The following is a 15,813-nucleotide window of genomic DNA, read 5'->3' as shown; positions in this document are numbered from 1 at the left end:
CCACACGACGGACTCGGTCACGACGAGGAGCGCGCATGAGCGACGGCACCACCTTCCGCACGGTCGAGGAGCAGCAGGAGCGGGTGCTCGCGGCGGTGCGCCCCCGCCCGGCGGAGACGCTGCCGCTGGATCGGGCCGGCGGGCGCACGCTCGCGGTCGACGCGATCGCCGGGAACCCCGTGCCGGCGTTCGACAACTCCGCGATGGACGGCTTCGCGGTGCGCTTCGCCGACGTCGCGGGCGCCGCGGAGGACGCCCCCGTGACCCTGCGGGTGACCGCGGATCTGCCGGCGGGGAGCCCCGAGGACCCGCCTCTCGCGCCGGGCTGCGCCGTGCGGATCATGACGGGGTCCGCGCTGCCCACCGAGGCCGACACGATCGTGCCCTTCGAGGACACGGAGGGCGGGCTCGCCGATTCTCTGAACACGGCCGTGGTGCTTCGGGCGCCGGCCGCGGCCGGAGCCCACGTGCGCCGGGCCGGGAGCGACGCGGCGGCCGGGGCGGTCGTGCTGCCCGCCGGCACGCTGCTCGGCCCGCGGCAGCTGTCCGCACTCGCGTCGGTCGGGATCGCCGAGGTCCCGGTCGCGCCCCGGCCGCGGGTCGCCGTCGTGTCGACCGGATCCGAGCTGGTCGCACCGGGGTCGCCGCTGCGGCGCGGGCAGATCCCCGAGTCCAACGGACTCCTGCTCGCCGGGCTCGCGGCGGAGACCGGAGCCGAGGTCGTGCTGCGCGAGGTCGTCGGCGACGACGGGGACGGGCCCGCGGAGGCCGCGGCCCGTGCCGCGACGCTCGGGGCCGACGTGGTGATCTTCTCCGGCGGGGTGAGCGCCGGGGCGTACGAGGCCGTGCGGCTGAGCATGGGCGAGGCGATGGAGTTCGTCGCCGTCGCCATGCAGCCCGGCAAGCCGCAGGCGTTCGGAGTCATCGCCGAGGGCATGCTGCTGTTCGGGCTGCCGGGGAACCCGGTCAGCGCCGCGGTGTCGTTCGAGACGTTCGTGCGCCCGGCGCTGCTGCGGATGCAGGGGCGAGCGGAGATCCTCCGCCCCGTGCGGCGCATCCCCGCGGGCGCCGCCTGGCGCGCGCCGCGCGGCCGCCGTCAGTACCTGCCCGCAGTGATCGTGGACGACACGGTCGTTCCCGCGACGCGGGGCGGATCCGGCTCGCATCTCACGGTCGGCCTCGCCGGTGCGCGGGCCTACGCCGTGGTGCCCGCCGAGGTGGCGGAGGTTCAGGTCGGCGACCTCGTCGACGTGATGGAGCTGGACTGACCGCCATGGCGGCCGCGGACTCCGACTCCCCGACGGCCCCGGTGCCGGTCGGCGCCGTCGTGCTCGTCGGCGGCCGCGCCCGGCGGATGGGCGGCGCGGCCAAGCATCTGCTCGCGGTCGGCGGCACGACGCCGTGGGACCGGACGCTCGGCGCGCTCGCGGCGAACGGGATCTCCCCGGTCGTCGCGGTCGGTCCGGCTCCGGCCGACGGAGGCGGGCCCGCTCCCGCCGCCGTGACCTGGGTGCGCGAGGATCCGCCGTTCGGCGGCCCGGTCGCCGCGCTCGCGGCGGCGCTGTCGGATCCTGTGCTCGACGACACGGGGGAGTTCCTGCTCCTGGCCGGAGACCTCGCGCACCCCGAGGCGGTCATCGCCCGGCTGCGGGAGGCGGATCCCGCCGCAGCCCGGACCGCCCCGGGTGGCGATGCCGAGGCCCTCGTCTTCGACGCAGCGGGGCGGCCGCAGTGGCTCGCCGGCCGGTACCGCACGGCGGCCGTGCGCGCCGCCCTCGCCGCGCTCGGCGAGACGGACGGAGCCTCCTGCCGCGCTCTCCTGGGCGGTCTTCCGATCCGGTGGATCCCGGACGAGGATGGGATCACTGCCGACATCGACACCCCGGACGACCTCGAGCGCGCTCGCGCCGAAGCCGCCGGGGCCGAACGACCAGAGGAGTCCCGATGACCGCGAACGATCGCACGCTGCCCCCGGAGGCCCTCGACGCCTGGGCGGCGGAACTGCGCGAGCGGTTCAACCTCGCCGAGGAGGACCTGCCGATCGCGCTGATCCTCGACCTCGCCCGCGACGTCGCGAACGGCGTCGCCCGGCCCGCGGCCCCGTTCAGCGCCTTCGTGGCCGGCCTCGTCGCGGGGCGCGCCGGCGGGAGCCCCGGCGACGTGCGCGCCGTGGTCGCCGCGATCTCCGCGCTCGCACTCGACCATCGGTCCTGACCCGGGGTGGCCTAGAGCGCGACCGGAGGGATCCGCGATCCGCATGGTCGTGATCCGAACCTCCTATCGCATCGGGCATTATTCACGGCCCGGGTCGCGGTCTGCGTGGGCGCGCGGTGCGAGTATGGAGCCATGGCCAGCGCCGGGCCCGTCTGCGGGCCGATCTCCAGCTATTCGCGCGTGCGGATCCTGCATCTCGTGCAGGCTCGTCCGCACCGCACGATCGGCGAGCTGTGCGAGGCCACCGCGCTGCACCCGAACACCGTGCGCGAGCACCTGCAGCGGCTGATCGAGGGCGGCTACGTCGTGCCGGCGACGGAGCACCGCACGACCCGAGGGCGTCCGCGCGTGCTCTACAGCGCCGCGACGGGGGCGCCCGAGGCGTCGAGTCCGGTCGCCAAGCAGAAGGCCGACGACGCCGCCCGACGGGGAGACCTGCTGCGCCGGGTGCTGCAGACCGATCCCTCCGGACTGGGCCGGCGCGCGACCTACCAGCTCGACGCGCTCGTCGAGCACCTCGAGGAGAGCGGCTTCGAGCCCGTCGTCGACGAGGACCGGCTCACCGTCGAGCTCACCCCCTGTCCGCACGCCGCCGCCCGGCCCGAGCACCGCCCGGTGCTCTGCCAGGTGCACCTCGGTCTCATGCAGGGGGTGCTGGCCCAGGCCGGCGGCCCGCTCGTCGCCCGCTGCGTGCGCTCGGCCGCCCGGCCGGAGGAGTGCACCGTCGAGCTCGGCCACGGGGATCGTCCCTTCGCCGACGAGAGCATCGGATCCCCGGTCGGATCGGGATCCGCGCAGGAAAGAGGATCCGTCCCCGGATCCGTGAACGCAGGAGGCGTCGCGCATGGATTGGCTTGATCCGCTCGTCCTGTCCCGATGGCAGTTCGGGCTGACGACCGTCTACCACTACCTGTTCGTGCCGCTCACGATCGGCATGGCCACGGTCACCGCGATCTTCCAGACGGTGTGGGTGCGCACCGGCAAGATCGAGTACCTGCACCTGACGCGGTTCTTCTCGAAGATCTTCCTCATCAACTTCGCCATGGGCGTCGTGACCGGCATCGTGCAGGAGTTCCAGTTCGGCATGAACTGGTCGGACTACTCGCGCTTCGTCGGCGACGTGTTCGGCGCGCCGCTCGCGTTCGAGGGACTGCTCGCGTTCTTCCTCGAGGCGACGTTCATCGGACTGTGGATCTTCGGCTGGGACAAGCTGCCGAAGAAGGTGCACCTCGCCACCATCTGGGGCGTCGCCATCGGCACGATCCTGTCGGCGTACTTCATCATCGCCGCGAACGCATTCATGCAGAACCCGGTCGGCTACACGTACAACGCGGCGACGAACCGTGCCGAGCTCACCGACTTCTGGGCACTGCTGACCAACAAGGTCGCGCTGGCCGCGTTCCCGCACACGATCTTCGGCGCGTTCATGCTCGCGACCGGCGTCGTGATCTCTGTCTCGGCCTGGCATCTGTCCCGCGGCCAGCATGTGGCGACCATGCGGAAGTCCCTGAAGTTCGGCCTGTGGGGGATCCTCGTCGCGACGGCCGGCGTGGTGCTCACGGGCGATCAGCTGGGCCTCGCGATGGTGAGCACCCAGCCGATGAAGATGGCCGCCGCCGAGGCGATGTTCAACTCGAGCTGCGGCGCGGACGCCTCGTTCTCGCTGTTCTCGATCGGGACGCCCGACGGCACCGGGGAGATCTGGTCGCTGCGGGTGCCGTACCTCCTCGCCTTCCTGTCGACGCACGATCTGAACGGCTGCGTGGAGGGCATCAACGATCTCAACGCGCAGTACGCGCACCAGTTCGCCTCGACCGGTCTCACCGACTTCACCCCGGTGCTGTGGATCACCTACTGGGCGTTCCGCTGGATGATCGGCCTCGGCATGCTGCACGCCTTCATCGCCCTGGTCGGGCTGTGGATCACGCGCAAGAACGCCAAGCGCCAGCCCGCGCCGTGGATGTGGAAGCTCGCGATCTGGTCGTTCCCGCTCTCGCTGGGCGCCAACATCGTCGGCTGGGTCTTCACGGAGATGGGGCGGCAGCCCTGGATCGTGTTCAGCCTGATGACGACCCAGAACGGCGTCTCGCCGGGAGTGAGCGGCGTCGAGGTGCTCATCTCGCTCATCTCCTTCACCGCGATCTACGCGGCACTCGCCGTCGTCGAGATCGGGCTCATCGTCCGCGCCGCGAAGAAGGGGCCCGACATCACCGAGAAGCACGACGAGGACGCCCCTGTCCCGTCGGTCGTGTACTGAGGAAGGAGACGGACATGGATCTCGCAACGCTCTGGTTCTGGATCGTCGCCCTGTTCTTCGTGGGCTACTTCGTGCTCGACGGCTTCGACTTCGGGGTGGGCATGTCGCTGCCCTTCCTCGGCAAGGACGACGTCTCGCGCCGCCAGGTGATCAACACCATCGGCCCGGTGTGGGACCTCAACGAGACCTGGGTGATCGTCGCGGGCGCCTGCCTGTTCGCGTCGTTCCCGGAGTGGTACGCCTCGCTGTTCAGCGGCTTCTACCTGCCGCTGCTGTTGATCCTGCTCGCGCTCATCCTGCGCGGGGTGTCGTTCGAGTACCGGCACCAGCGCGAGGATCCGCGCTGGAAGCGCCGCTTCGACACCATGATCGTGATCGGATCCGCCGTGCCCGCACTGCTCTGGGGCGTCGCGTTCGGCAACATCGTGCAGGGCGTCGCGCTGGATGAGCGGCACGTCTTCCGCGGATCCGTGTTCGATCTGCTGAACCCGTACGGTCTGCTCGTCGGCGTCACCACGCTGCTGCTGTTCTTCCTGCACGGGCTGTACTTCGTGGCGCTGAAGACCGACGGCGCGGTGCACGAGCGCGCCCGCCGGGTGGCGCGTCGTGCTGCGCTGCCGACGATCCTCGTCGCCGCCGCGACGGTGGTGTGGACGATCGTGATCGCCGCCGGCCGGCCGTCGCTGCTCTGGGCCGTGATCGCGCTCGGCGCCGTGGCCGCGGTGTTCCTCATCGTGTCGGTGGTGTTCTCGCTGCGCGGGCGCGACGGCTGGGCGTTCGCCGCCGGGGTCGTCACGATCCTCGCGGCCGTGCTCATGCTGTTCTCGGCGCTGTTCCCGAACGTGCTGCCCTCCACGATCGATCCCACGAACTCGCTGACGATCCAGAACGCGTCGAGCACGCCGTACACCCTGCAGATCATGAGCTGGACGGCGCTGGTGGCGATGCCGCTGGTGCTGGCGTACCAGGCGTGGACGTACTGGGTGTTCCGCAAGCGCGTGCGCCGCTCGACGATCGAGGCCGCCCCCGCGCACGCATGATGGGGACGGTTCGCTCCGAGGTCGGTCGACCAGGCGCGTCGCGCGACCCTCTTTCCGGGGTCGTCGGGCGAGGACGCGCGCAGGGCGGCTCTCTTGCCGGGGGCGTCGGGCGAGGACGCGCGCAGCGCGACCCTCTTGCCGGGGTCGTTGAGCGAGGATGCGCGCAGCGCGACCGTCTTTCCGGGGTCGTTGAGCGAGGACGCGCGCAGCGCGATGCTCTTTCCGGGGTCGTTGAGCGAGGACGCGCGCAGCGCGACCGAGACGAAACGCGGCGATCCGCGAGGAACCGCGTCTCGTCTCGCTCCTCGCTGCGCTCGGCGCTCGCTCGACGCCCCCGAGGCGCCCGATGAAGCCGATCGATCCGCGGCTGCTGCGGTGGGCGCCCGCCGCAAGGACCTACCTCGTGGTGTCGGCGGTGATCGCGATCGTGCAGACCGCGGTCACGATCGCGTTCGCCGGGCTGCTCGCCGCGGGGATCGCCGCCGTCGCCGCCGGGCGCTCCCCGCTCGCCGTGGTGCCCTGGCTCGCCCTCGTGGTGGCCGTGCGCGCGGCGCTGCTGTGGACCTCGGAGGCGTGGGGGGCGAAGGCCGCGGCGCAGACCGGTCGCGAGCTGCGGGCGGCCCTGCTCGACGCGATCGCGCGACGCGGACCGGCGTGGCTGAGCGCCCGCAACACGTCCGCACTCGCGGTCACCGCGGGGCACGGCCTCGACGCCCTGGATCCGTACTTCTCCCGGTACGTCCCGCAGCTCGTGCTCACCGCGATCGCGACCCCGGTGATCGTCGTCGTGATGTGGATGCAGGACTGGCCGAGCGGCGTCGCGGCCCTCGTGACGCTGCCGTTGATCCCGCTGTTCCTCATCCTCATCGGCATCGCGACCCGCGGCGTGCAGCGCAGGCAGCTGCAGGTGCTGCAGACGCTCGCGGCGCGCTTCGCCGACACGGTGCAGGGCCTCGCGACGCTGCGCCTCTTCGGCCGGGAGCGCCGCGCCGCCGCCCGGATGCGCGAGACCGCCGACCAGTACCGCCGGGAGACCATGCGGGTGTTGCGGTACTCGTTCCTCTCCGGCTTCGCGCTCGAGCTGCTGTCGTCGCTCGCCGTCGCGATCATCGCGGTCTCGGTGGGGCTGCGTCTGCTGGGCGGCGAGCTGAGTCTCGGCGTCGGGCTGTTCGTGCTGCTGCTGGCGCCCGAGGCGTTCCTGCCGCTGCGCCAGGTGGGCGTGCAGTTCCACGCCGCCGCAGAGGGCGTGGCCGCCACCGAGGACGTCTTCGAGATCCTGGAGGATGCTTCGGCCGGCACCGCCGCCGTGCGAGGCGCCTCGCCAGGCGCGACGCCCCCGGCATCGCCTTCGGAGGATGCGGAATCGCCTCGCGGAACCCGCGTCGTCTTCCGCGACGTCGGCGTGCGGTACGGCGAGCGGATGCTCCCGCCGGTGACGTTCACGGCCGCGGCCGGCACGGTCACGCTGCTCGAAGGCCGCAGCGGATCCGGCAAGTCCAGCCTGTTCGCCGCGCTCCGGGGGGCGGCGCCGTACGACGGGGTCATCCGCGTCGAGGGTGAGCCGGATCCGGATCCGGCGACCTGGCTCGCCTGGGCCGGCCAGCGCCCGGGCCTGATCCGCGGCACGATCGCCGCGAACGTCGCCCTCGGCGACCCCGCTCCGGACGCGGATCGGGTGCGTGCGGCCCTGGCGGATGCGGCGGCCGCCGACCTGGACCCGGCGCAGCAGCTCGGCGTGCAGGGCGCGGGCCTGTCCGGAGGGCAGGCGCAGCGCGTCGCCGTGGCGCGCGCGTTCTACCGCCTCGGATCCGGTGCGCGCGTGCTCGCCCTGGACGAGCCGTCCAGCGCGCTGGACGCGACGACCGAGGCGCGGCTCTGGCGGGCGGTGCGGCGCGCGGCCGATGCCGGCGCGACGGTGCTGCTGGTGTCGCACCGGCCGTCGGCCCGCGCGATCGCCGACCAGGTGGTGCGGATCGGCGATGCGGACCCGCTGTCGGGGTCGTTGAGCGAGGAAGCCCGCGCCGGGGGTGCGCTGTCGGGGTCGTTGAGCGAGGAAGCCCGCGCCGGGGGTGCGCTGTCGGGGTCGTTGAGCGAGGACGGCCGCGCAGCGGACGACCGAGACGAAACGCCGCGCCCGGTCGAGGGCGCCGAATCCTCCGCGTCCCCCGGGTCCGCCGGGTCCCCCGCACTCGACGGGCCCGGGGAGCCGGTCCCCGACCTCCCGGCCTCCGTCGGCGGGATCCTCCGCCTCGCGATGCCCCGGATGCGACGGTTCCTGCCCGCGATCCTCGCCGGGATCGTCTCGGCCGCGGCCGCCGTCGGCCTGCTGCTCGTGAGCGGCTGGCTCGTCGTGAGCGCCTCGATCGTCGACAACCTCGTGCCGCTGTCGCTCGCGATCGTCGGAGTGCGCTTCTTCGCCGTGACGCGCGCGGTGACCCGGTATCTGGAGCGCCTCGCCGGTCACGACGCCGCCCTGGGCCGCCTCGCCGACCTGCGCGCCGCGGTGGTGCGCCGCCTCACGCCGCTGGCGCCGGCGGGCCTCGGATCCACCGATCGCGGTTCGGTGCTCGCCGCCCTCGTCGACGACGTGGAGAACCTGCAGAACCTGCCCCTGCGCGTCGTGCAGCCCCTGCTCACCGGCGGCGTCGTGGCGGTGCTGTCGATCGGCGTGCTGGCACTGATCGCGCCGGCGGCCGCGCTCGCGCTCGCCGTCTGCCTCCTCGTCGCCATCGCGGGCGCGATCCTGCTCGGCGGCATCGCCGGAGCGCGCGCCGAGCGCGCGCTCAGCCGCGACCGCGCCGAGCTGGCCGGCGCCCTCGTCGACGAGTTCACCGCGTTCGACGTGCTGCGGGCCTACGGTGCGGAGCCGGTCGCGCGCGAGCGGATCCGCGGCGCCGACGACGCGCTCCGGCGCACGACGACCCGTGTCGCGGTCGCGCAGGCGCTCTCCTCGGCGGTGGTGTCGCTCGCGGCGGGGGCGGCGTCCCTCTGGGCGCTCGCCGTGGCAGCCCCGGGGCAGGGGGGCGGCGCGGCCGATGCGCCCTGGTTCGCGGTGGCCGTGCTGCTGCCGATGGCCGTGTTCGACGTGTTCTCCGCGGTGCCGCAGGCGGCCTCGGCCTGGCGCGGGGTGCGGGCCGGTGCGGAGCGGATCCATTCCGTCCTGCCCACCGTCGTGCCGGCCGAGGTGCGCGGCGACGAGGGCGAGGGAAGCATCGGCGACGGGGCGCTGCGCCTTCGCGGGGTGACCGCGAGGTGGCCCGGTGCGGCGGGTCCCGCGCTGGGCGGGATCGATCTGGATGCGGCGCCGGGCGAGCGGATCCTCGTCACGGGGTCCAGCGGGGCGGGGAAGTCCACGCTCGCCGCGGTGCTCGTCGGCTTCCTGCGCTTCGACGGGTCGTACCGCATCGGCGAGGGCGACGCGGCCGCGGTGCCGGGGCCGGAGCTGCGCCGCCGCATCGGGCTGTGCGAGCAGGATCCGATGCTCTTCGACGAGGACATCCGGCAGAACCTCCTGTTCGCGAAGGAGACGGCCTCAGACGAGGAACTGTGCGCCGTGCTCGATCGGGTCGGGCTGGGTGCCTGGGTCGAGGAGCGCGGCGGTCTCGGGGCGCGGGTGGGGGAGCGGGGCGCCCTGGTGTCGGGAGGTCAGGCGCAGCGCATCGCGCTCGCCCGGGTGCTCCTGCGCGGCTTCGGCGTGCTCGTACTGGACGAGCCGACCGCGGGGGTGGATCCGGATGCCTCGGATGCGCTGCTCCGCGATCTGCTCGAGGCGGCCGACGGGCGCACCGTCATCCTGGTGTCGCACGTGGCGCCGCCCGCCGGCGCGATCGACCGGACCCTCCGGCTCGACGCCGGGCGGATCCAGGCCGTCGAGGCCTGAGCGGGCGGCGCCCCGAGACGTCAGGCCGCGACGCCCGGTACCTCGTCGAGGCGGCGGTACACCGGGATCCCGCGCCGCTCGGCGATCGCGACGTCCTGATCCGCCCCGCGGGATTCGCCGGGCAGGCGCAGCACTCCATCGCAGTGCTGGAGGAGACGCTCGGCGGTCGGGTACATCACCTCGGCGGCGAGCGGGTCGCCGGGCCCGGCCGCGCCGGCGCTGGAGAGCACGGGCAGCGCGACCCATTCGCCGATCATCGGGATGTGGCCGGCCTGGAAGATCGGCCAGGCGGCCTCCTCGAGCCGGGTCAGGTTCTGCGCCATCAGCGCGGGGTCGCCGTCGGTGCCCGAGGCGTAGGGGCCGGCGATGAGGATCATGAGCGGTTTCGTCATGTCGGGTACAATACAGCAGAAACGTACACAAACATGAAGGAGTCGGAATGCTGGCTGCGGCACGCAAGGAGCTTCTGCTGGATCGGCTGCACCGGGACGGCCGTCTCGTCGCGAAGGACATCGCCGCCGAACTGGGGCTGTCGGAGGACAGCATCCGCCGCGACCTGCGCGAGCTCGATGCAGCGGGTCTCGCGGTGCGCGTGTACGGCGGGGCGCTCCCCGCGTCGCCCGCCGTCGTCGACTACGGCCGCCGCGCGGCGGTGGCGCCGGACAGCAAGGCACGCGTGGCGGCCGCCGCGGCGGCCCTCATCGAGCCGGGGGCGACGGTGATCCTCGACGGCGGCACGACGACCCTCGCGATGGTCGGCGCGATCCCGACCGCGCTGCCGTGCACGATCATCACGCACAGCCCCACGATCGCCGCCGCGCTGCTGGGTCACGCCGCCGACGTGTTCCTCATCGGCGGCCGGCTGTTCAAGCACTCCGCCGTCGCTTCTGGAGCGGCCGCCGTCGAGGCCGCGCAGCGGATCAGCGCCGACCTCTTCTTCCTCGGGGTCACCGGCGTGCATCCGACCGCGGGGCTGACCACCGGCGACCCCGAGGAAGCGGCGATGAAGCGCACTCTGGCGTCCCGGGCGGCGGAGACCTACGTGCTCGCGAGCGAGGAGAAGGTCGGCGCGGCGTCGCGCTACGCGGTGCTCGGGCTCGACGAGGTGACCGCGATCGTCACCGACGCGGATCCCGCGGATCCGACCCTCCAGGAGCTCGAGGAGGCGGGGATCCGGCTGATCGCCGCGGGCTGACGCCCGCGGCGCCGCCGCCGATGCGGCTCCGCGGGCGCCGTCCTGCGGGTGCCGTCTCGCGTGCCCCGTCCCGCGGGTGCCGTCCCGCCCGCGGGTGCGGTTCCGCGGGTGCTATCCCGCCCCGGCGGTCGTCGAAGGCGTGCAGCCCCCGGGCACAACTCAGGCTGGATCCTCTGCCCGATGGGAACATCGGCGGGAACACGGCACGGTGGTCGCCGCGCCACGGGTTCCAGCCTGAATTGTGCGCGCCGGCCATCGCCGACCGGCGTCAGGGCCAGAGCGGCTCGGTGGGCTCCAGCACCTCGCCGAGCGCCTCGAAGGCGCGGCGGCGCTCCTCGATGCGGCGATGCAGCTCCTGCTGGGCGTCGGCGATGAGCGCAGGATCCAGCGGCACGGACTCGACGTCCGCGCGCGCGTGCTCCGCGGCGAGGTGCGCGTCGAGCTCGGGACCCGAGGTCCACGAGGTGATAAGCGCGTAGCGCGGGGTCGCGCCGCGATGCCAGACGGCATGCCAGAAGCGCTGGGTGTCGACGACCACCCTCGATCCCGCCGGCAGCGGCAGGCGCACCTCGGTCGCTGGATCGAACCGGTCCTCGCGCAGGATCAGCAGCGAGTCGGGGTCGTCGGTGAGGTTGTAGAAGCCGCGCACGACCCAGCCGGTGCCGTCGGGGTTGAGGCGGTTGTTGTCGTCCTGGTGCAGGTTGTAGATCGCGTCGGCGTAGGTGTTCGGCTGCAGCTCGACCACCCGGCAGCGGCCGACGTTCGCTCCGGCTTCGCGGGCGCGGCGCACCAGCGTCGGGGCGAGCGCCGTCTGGGATTCGACCCAGACGCCGTCCTTGTCGGTGCGGGGCGGGGTGTGGTTCCAGAACCCGTTGCAGTCGGGCTCGCCGGAGTAGCTGGTGAGCGGGGCGAACCGGGTGACGCCGGAGGAGCGCCAGGGCACGTAGGCGAGGTCGAGCCATTCCTCGGGATCCGAGGCCTGGTCGTGCCGGTCGAGGACGACGAAGCCCGTCTTCGCGAGCGCGGGCGAGTGGATGTGCGACATGGCGGCGTCCTCCGATCCGGATCCCGAGGTCTTCTTAGGGCATCCTAACTCTCCGGTGCCGCCGCTGCGCGGAGCGAGACCGTGCAAAACCCGATGCCCGGACGCGCCTACGCTTTCAGGCATGACCACCCCTCGAGGAGCGCTGCTGGTCGGCAGCGTGAACTACGACGACGCCGAGACCACGATGCGCACCGCCGCCGGACTGCTCGGCCCGCGACTGCGACGGATCCCCGACGGCGAGGTCGGGATCCGGTTCCACTGGATCATGTTCCAGCCGGACGTGCTCGGCGGGGCCGAGGGGATCGAACGCGTCGGCGCGGAGCGGATCCCGTTCGGTGCGGGCCTCGACGCCCGCCCGCTACGGATCGGCGAGGGCGTGGACGCCTCCTCGATCGTGCTTCCGCCGCTGGGGTATGCGAGCGCGGCGATCGAGTCCTACGCCACGTTCCGGCGGCTGCGCGCCGAGGGGGCGATCGCCGAGGGCGTGCGCTTCCAGGTGTCGCTGCCCACGCCGCTCGCGGTGATCTCGTCGTTCTTCTCCGGCGATGACCGTGCCGCGATCGAGCCGGTCTACACCGCGGCGATCCGGCGCGAACTCGACGGGATCCTCACCGCGATCCCGCAGGACGACCTGGCGATCCAGTGGGACGTCGCCAGCGAGATGGGCATCATCGAGCGCGCCGCCGGCTACGGGAGGATCATGGAGGCCTGGTGGCCGGGCGACCCGTTCGACGGTCTCGTCGAGCGCCTGGCCGAGCTCATCGACGCGGTGCCCGCAGGCGTCGAGGTCGGAGTGCACCTCTGCTACGGCGACGCCGCGGAGAAGCACTTCGCCGAGCCCGCGGATGCGGCGAACCTCGTCCGCTTCGCGAACGCCGTCATCACGGCCGCGCATCGTCCGCTCACCTGGCTGCACCTCCCGGTGCCGATCGAGCGCGACGACGACGCGTACTTCTCGCCGCTGGACGCACTCGCGCTGGGTGAGGGCACGGAGCTCTACCTGGGCCTCGTGCACCGGGAGGACGGCGCGGAAGGCGCCCGTCGCCGCATCGACGCCGCCGCCCCGCACGCCGCGGAGTTCGGCGTCGCGACCGAGTGCGGCATCGGACGCGCCCCCGCCGGATCCACGGAGGGAATCCTCAACACCCACGCCGAGGTCGCCGAAGCCTGGTGACCCTCGGCCGGGGTCAGCGGGTCAGGATCCGCTGCAGCTCGTCGCGCAGCGACGTCGCGCGCTCGGGGACGCGGGGGAGCGCCTGCGTCGCCAGCGCCTCCGCGAGCGCGGAGTCCTCGAGCAGCAGCGCGACCCGGGCCCAGGTCAGCAGGTGCGCCGGATGCAGGTCCTTCTCCAGCGCGCCGCGGGCGGTCGCGTGGAAGCCGTCGGGATACGCGGTGAGCGGGCCGAAGAACCGCTCCGACTGGCGCTGCCACTCGGAGGCCAGGAACGCGACCGACTCCGCCGCCTCCTCCGCGGTGCCCCCGTAGGCGAACTCGGCGTCGGAGGCGTTGCGGAAGCCGGAGACGACGGATCCGCGCCAGGCGCACTCGTACTCGCGCAGGGCGTCGTCGGCGGGGGACTCGCCGCCCGCCACGTCGCCGAGGGCGGGCAGGTGCGCGCCCAGGTTCACCTGGAACACCGCGGCACGGGGGCGGTGCTGCACCTCCACGACATGGATGACCGGACCGGCGAGAATCCGCCGCCCGACATCGCTCTTCCAGAGGAAGCCGGCCCCGGTGAGCAGGGGGACGAACTGCCTGCGCAGCTCGGCGTTGACGGTCTTGCGGTCCATGCGGATCCCTTCGGCGGACGGTCCCGTTCACTCTAGAAGCGCGGGACGCTGGCCCGGAACCTCGACGCGGCGGACGGCCGCCCACCGGCCCGGAGCGGGGGCGCCGGAGTGTCGGGCGCCGCTCGATTCGCGCTGGATCCCGCCGTCGCGTAAGCTTGTCCGCGGTGACGTGTCCGAGCGGCCGAAGGTGCAACTCTCGAAAAGTTGTGTAGGGTAACCCCCTACCGTGGGTTCAAATCCCACCGTCACCGCCACCACGAAGGCCCCGACTCTCCTAGAAAACACTGGGAAGTCGGGGCCTTCGTCATGTCCGATCAATGTCGTGGGGCCGACTGGCGAGGGGGCGACTGGAACTCGCGTCTCAGACTGGAGGGTCTTCGCCGATGCTTGAGACGCCGCAGCGGGAGAATCGTTTTCTCCTGAAATGGTTTTACAAACCAAAATTGAGAATACTGAACAAATATCTGGATATGATTTAAGCATGGCATTGCGAGAAAACCCGGCGGTGGCGGCGTTGCTGCGCGTCCTCCCGCCCGAGTTCCACGTCCAAGTCCACCAGGACACGGTCCAGATCTCATTGGGGCCGAACTCCTGGACGCTTCAGCCGATCTGGGTGGGTGAAGGCCTCCCCGCGGACATTCGTCGTGCCCGCAACGATGTCGCCCACGCACTCACTGGGGTCGGCGGCCTCCCCGTCATCGCAGCTCGTCGCATGAGCTCGGGAGCGCGGGAGCTTCTCGGCGAATCGCAGTTCTCGTGGGTGGATGCGAGCGGGCGTGCGCGGATCGTCATTCCCGGGGAACTGTACCTCACGCGACTTGACCCCGTGCCGGTCGATGCCGGACGACTGTTCACTTGGTCCGGGGCGGCGCAGGCTGTCGCGGAGACTCTCCTGACATGGAGAGTGCAACAAAGTGATCGAGCGCTTGAATCGATCGAGCGGGTTGGCGCGATCGCGGAGGCTGCCGAGGTCTCCGTCGCCCATGCGGCGCGTATCCTTCGGCAGTTCGATGAGCAGGGTTACACAGCGAAGACGGGGGCGGAGCGGGGAAGCACCGCAATGCGTGAGCTGCGCGACCCCGGGCGCATGCTGAGCGACTGGGCGGGATACTACGCTCTCGCGAACGTGGTGCCAGCCGCGGAGTTCCATGTTCCATGGCGTGATCATGATCAGACCTTCCCAGTGCTGGCCTCTTCCCTTGACGGGCTGAACTGGGCGATGACCGGCGCTGCGGCCGCCGAACGCATCGCGCCGCACCTCACAACCGTTCCCGTCGTCGACATGCTCGTGTCGTTCAACGACCTCACGGAGGTGCGTCGAAGATTGACGAGCAAGGACGATGTGCGCGAAGTGGAGCGTGGCGGACGGGTGCGAGCGTTCACCGCGGACGAGTACCTCTTCGGGCTCGTCAACGAAGAGGATGGGCTTCGTGTCGCGTCTCCTGTCCGTGTGTACGGGGATCTTCTGCGCGAGCGAGGGCGTTCAGTCGATGCAGCGGAGTACTTGAGAGAAGTCGCCATTGGATTCTGAGGTTCGCAACCGTGAAACTCGCGCCCGTGCAGAGGATGCTCTTGTTCGGTTCGCGCTGCTCGCTGGCGAGCATGCGCGAGACTACGTCGTGATCGGTGGGCTCAACCCTGATTTCCTGGCAACCAGTGCACCGGTCCCTCACCAGGGGACGACCGACATCGACCTGCTGTTCGCTCTCGGACTCGACAACGTCACAGACTCCTCGGACTTCTCGTGGGTGGATACCGCGCTCGAAGCGGGCGGGTTCACATCGACCAACGGGTGGCGCTGGGATGCAACGCTGGGGAACGCGAGAGTGCGCCTGGAGTTCCTCTGCGACGTCTGGGACCACACCGGGGACACTGTCCCCCTGCCCGGCTCGGATCGCGCGCAAGCGAGCAAAATCGCCGGACCTGCCGCAGCACTCCACGCCCCGGTGGAGCGCGAACTCACGGTGTCTGCAGCGGTGCGCGCAGACACGCCCGAAGTGCCCGCGACCGTGACTCTTCGTTTCGCGAATCTCGGTGGCTATCTCCTCGCCAAGGCGGCGGCAGCGCAATCACGGATGCTCCCGAAGGACAAGTACGACCTCATGTACGTGGCGCTCTACAACGACGGTGGCCCACGAGGGGCTGCTCGCGCCGTTGCCCGCCAACTTGCCGCAACGGAGGATTCATCGGACCCCGCGGAGATTCGGCTTGTCATGGAGCGCTACCTCGACCCGAAGGGAGTATGGGCGGGGGTGTTCGCATCGACGATGATCCGCACGGGCGACCCAACCCCCGAAGATCAATTGCGGGTCGATGGCGCAGAAGGCGCACGATCGTTCTTGGACGAGCTCGACAGCGCGTCGTCGTAGTCGGGTTCTCGCTGGCAGTCATT

Annotated in this window: 14 protein-coding genes and 1 tRNA gene; 12 read left to right on the top strand and 3 right to left on the bottom strand. The window is 71.9% G+C overall.

Going from position 1 to position 15,813, the window contains the following annotated elements:
- Positions 1–35: 35 nt before the first annotated feature.
- The 7 genes from glp (at position 36) to cydD (ending at position 9,391) form a co-directional block, all read left to right on the top strand.
- A complete protein-coding gene (glp, locus tag J8G10_RS17210) occupies positions 36–1,268 on the top strand; it encodes a gephyrin-like molybdotransferase Glp (RefSeq protein WP_251447851.1) in 1,233 nt (410 codons plus the stop codon).
- A gap of 5 nt (positions 1,269–1,273) precedes the next feature.
- Positions 1,274–1,948: a molybdenum cofactor guanylyltransferase gene (locus tag J8G10_RS17205; protein WP_251447848.1), complete on the top strand. Its 675-nt coding sequence runs from the start codon at positions 1,274–1,276 to the stop codon at positions 1,946–1,948.
- Complete coding sequence (locus J8G10_RS17200) at positions 1,945–2,214, top strand: DUF6457 domain-containing protein (RefSeq protein ID WP_251447844.1); 270 nt, start codon at positions 1,945–1,947, stop codon at positions 2,212–2,214. Before J8G10_RS17205 ends, J8G10_RS17200 begins: the two co-directional genes overlap by 4 nt.
- A 132-nt stretch (positions 2,215–2,346) precedes the next feature.
- Entirely contained in the window at positions 2,347–3,072 is a 726-nt protein-coding gene (locus J8G10_RS17195; RefSeq protein ID WP_251447840.1) for a metalloregulator ArsR/SmtB family transcription factor, read from the top strand.
- Positions 3,059–4,471 (top strand): cytochrome ubiquinol oxidase subunit I, encoded by a 1,413-nt coding sequence (locus tag J8G10_RS17190; RefSeq protein WP_251447836.1) that lies wholly within the window; start codon positions 3,059–3,061, stop codon positions 4,469–4,471. Before J8G10_RS17195 ends, J8G10_RS17190 begins: the two co-directional genes overlap by 14 nt.
- A gap of 14 nt (positions 4,472–4,485) precedes the next feature.
- Positions 4,486–5,511, top strand: coding sequence for a cytochrome d ubiquinol oxidase subunit II (gene cydB, locus J8G10_RS17185; protein WP_251447833.1), 1,026 nt, complete (start codon positions 4,486–4,488; stop codon positions 5,509–5,511).
- A 346-nt stretch (positions 5,512–5,857) separates the two neighbouring features.
- A complete protein-coding gene (cydD, locus tag J8G10_RS17180) occupies positions 5,858–9,391 on the top strand; it encodes a thiol reductant ABC exporter subunit CydD (RefSeq protein ID WP_251447830.1) in 3,534 nt (1,177 codons plus the stop codon).
- A gap of 20 nt (positions 9,392–9,411) precedes the next feature.
- Here the strand turns inward: cydD and J8G10_RS17175 are convergent, their stop codons facing one another.
- Positions 9,412–9,783, bottom strand: a complete 372-nt coding sequence (locus J8G10_RS17175) for a DUF4406 domain-containing protein (protein ID WP_251447827.1) — start codon at positions 9,781–9,783, stop codon at positions 9,412–9,414.
- A 47-nt stretch (positions 9,784–9,830) separates the two neighbouring features.
- On the opposite strand from J8G10_RS17175, the gene J8G10_RS17170 reads away from it, so the two are divergent.
- Positions 9,831–10,586 carry a DeoR/GlpR family DNA-binding transcription regulator gene (locus tag J8G10_RS17170; protein ID WP_251447824.1) on the top strand — a complete coding sequence of 252 codons (756 nt, stop codon included), beginning with the start codon at positions 9,831–9,833 and terminating at the stop codon, positions 10,584–10,586.
- Positions 10,587–10,854: 268 nt separating this feature from the next.
- On the opposite strand, the gene J8G10_RS17165 is transcribed toward J8G10_RS17170, so the two are convergent.
- Positions 10,855–11,631, bottom strand: a complete 777-nt coding sequence (locus tag J8G10_RS17165) for a hypothetical protein (protein ID WP_251447821.1) — start codon at positions 11,629–11,631, stop codon at positions 10,855–10,857.
- A 121-nt stretch (positions 11,632–11,752) separates the two neighbouring features.
- Between J8G10_RS17165 and J8G10_RS17160 the strand changes: the two genes are divergently transcribed.
- The gene (locus J8G10_RS17160) at positions 11,753–12,805 is read left to right on the top strand and encodes a hypothetical protein (RefSeq protein WP_251447818.1); all 1,053 of its coding nucleotides are present in this window, start codon (positions 11,753–11,755) and stop codon (positions 12,803–12,805) included.
- Positions 12,806–12,818: 13 nt separating this feature from the next.
- Here J8G10_RS17160 and J8G10_RS17155 read toward each other — a convergent pair whose 3' ends face one another.
- Positions 12,819–13,421: a hypothetical protein gene (locus J8G10_RS17155; RefSeq protein ID WP_251447814.1), complete on the bottom strand. Its 603-nt coding sequence runs from the start codon at positions 13,419–13,421 to the stop codon at positions 12,819–12,821.
- 163 nt (positions 13,422–13,584) lie between these two features.
- Here J8G10_RS17155 and J8G10_RS17150 point away from each other — a divergent pair.
- The 3 genes from J8G10_RS17150 (at position 13,585) to J8G10_RS17140 (ending at position 15,790) form a co-directional block, all read left to right on the top strand.
- Positions 13,585–13,675: transfer RNA gene (locus tag J8G10_RS17150), tRNA-Ser, on the top strand.
- A 227-nt stretch (positions 13,676–13,902) separates the two neighbouring features.
- The gene (locus J8G10_RS17145) at positions 13,903–14,952 is read left to right on the top strand and encodes a hypothetical protein (protein ID WP_251447811.1); all 1,050 of its coding nucleotides are present in this window, start codon (positions 13,903–13,905) and stop codon (positions 14,950–14,952) included.
- On the top strand, positions 14,942–15,790 hold the full coding sequence (locus tag J8G10_RS17140; protein ID WP_251447808.1) for a hypothetical protein: 849 nt from the start codon (positions 14,942–14,944) through the stop codon (positions 15,788–15,790). Before J8G10_RS17145 ends, J8G10_RS17140 begins: the two co-directional genes overlap by 11 nt.
- Positions 15,791–15,813 lie beyond the last annotated feature (23 nt).

The organism is Microbacterium sp. USTB-Y (genome assembly GCF_023703415.1).
GTDB lineage: Bacteria > Actinomycetota > Actinomycetes > Actinomycetales > Microbacteriaceae > Microbacterium.
The sequence above is the reverse complement of the archived record's forward strand: the minus strand, read 5'-3'. Positions and strand labels throughout refer to the sequence as shown.

Bases quoted from the DNA above. Each gene is read 5' to 3' on its own strand.
- cydB (WP_251447833.1), top strand. From the start codon at position 4,486: ATGGATCTCGCAACGCTCTGGTTCTGGATCGTCGCCCTGTTCTTCGTG.
- glp (WP_251447851.1), top strand. From the start codon at position 36: ATGAGCGACGGCACCACCTTCCGCACGGTCGAGGAGCAGCAGGAGCGG.
- J8G10_RS17200 (WP_251447844.1), top strand. From the start codon at position 1,945: ATGACCGCGAACGATCGCACGCTGCCCCCGGAGGCCCTCGACGCCTGG.
- cydD (WP_251447830.1), top strand. From the start codon at position 5,858: ATGAAGCCGATCGATCCGCGGCTGCTGCGGTGGGCGCCCGCCGCAAGG.
- J8G10_RS17175 (WP_251447827.1), bottom strand. From the start codon at position 9,783: ATGACGAAACCGCTCATGATCCTCATCGCCGGCCCCTACGCCTCGGGC.
- J8G10_RS17190 (WP_251447836.1), top strand. From the start codon at position 3,059: ATGGATTGGCTTGATCCGCTCGTCCTGTCCCGATGGCAGTTCGGGCTG.
- J8G10_RS17160 (WP_251447818.1), top strand. From the start codon at position 11,753: ATGACCACCCCTCGAGGAGCGCTGCTGGTCGGCAGCGTGAACTACGAC.
- J8G10_RS17205 (WP_251447848.1), top strand. From the start codon at position 1,274: ATGGCGGCCGCGGACTCCGACTCCCCGACGGCCCCGGTGCCGGTCGGC.
- J8G10_RS17155 (WP_251447814.1), bottom strand. From the start codon at position 13,421: ATGGACCGCAAGACCGTCAACGCCGAGCTGCGCAGGCAGTTCGTCCCC.
- J8G10_RS17165 (WP_251447821.1), bottom strand. From the start codon at position 11,631: ATGTCGCACATCCACTCGCCCGCGCTCGCGAAGACGGGCTTCGTCGTC.
- J8G10_RS17145 (WP_251447811.1), top strand. From the start codon at position 13,903: ATGGCATTGCGAGAAAACCCGGCGGTGGCGGCGTTGCTGCGCGTCCTC.
- J8G10_RS17195 (WP_251447840.1), top strand. From the start codon at position 2,347: ATGGCCAGCGCCGGGCCCGTCTGCGGGCCGATCTCCAGCTATTCGCGC.
- J8G10_RS17170 (WP_251447824.1), top strand. From the start codon at position 9,831: ATGCTGGCTGCGGCACGCAAGGAGCTTCTGCTGGATCGGCTGCACCGG.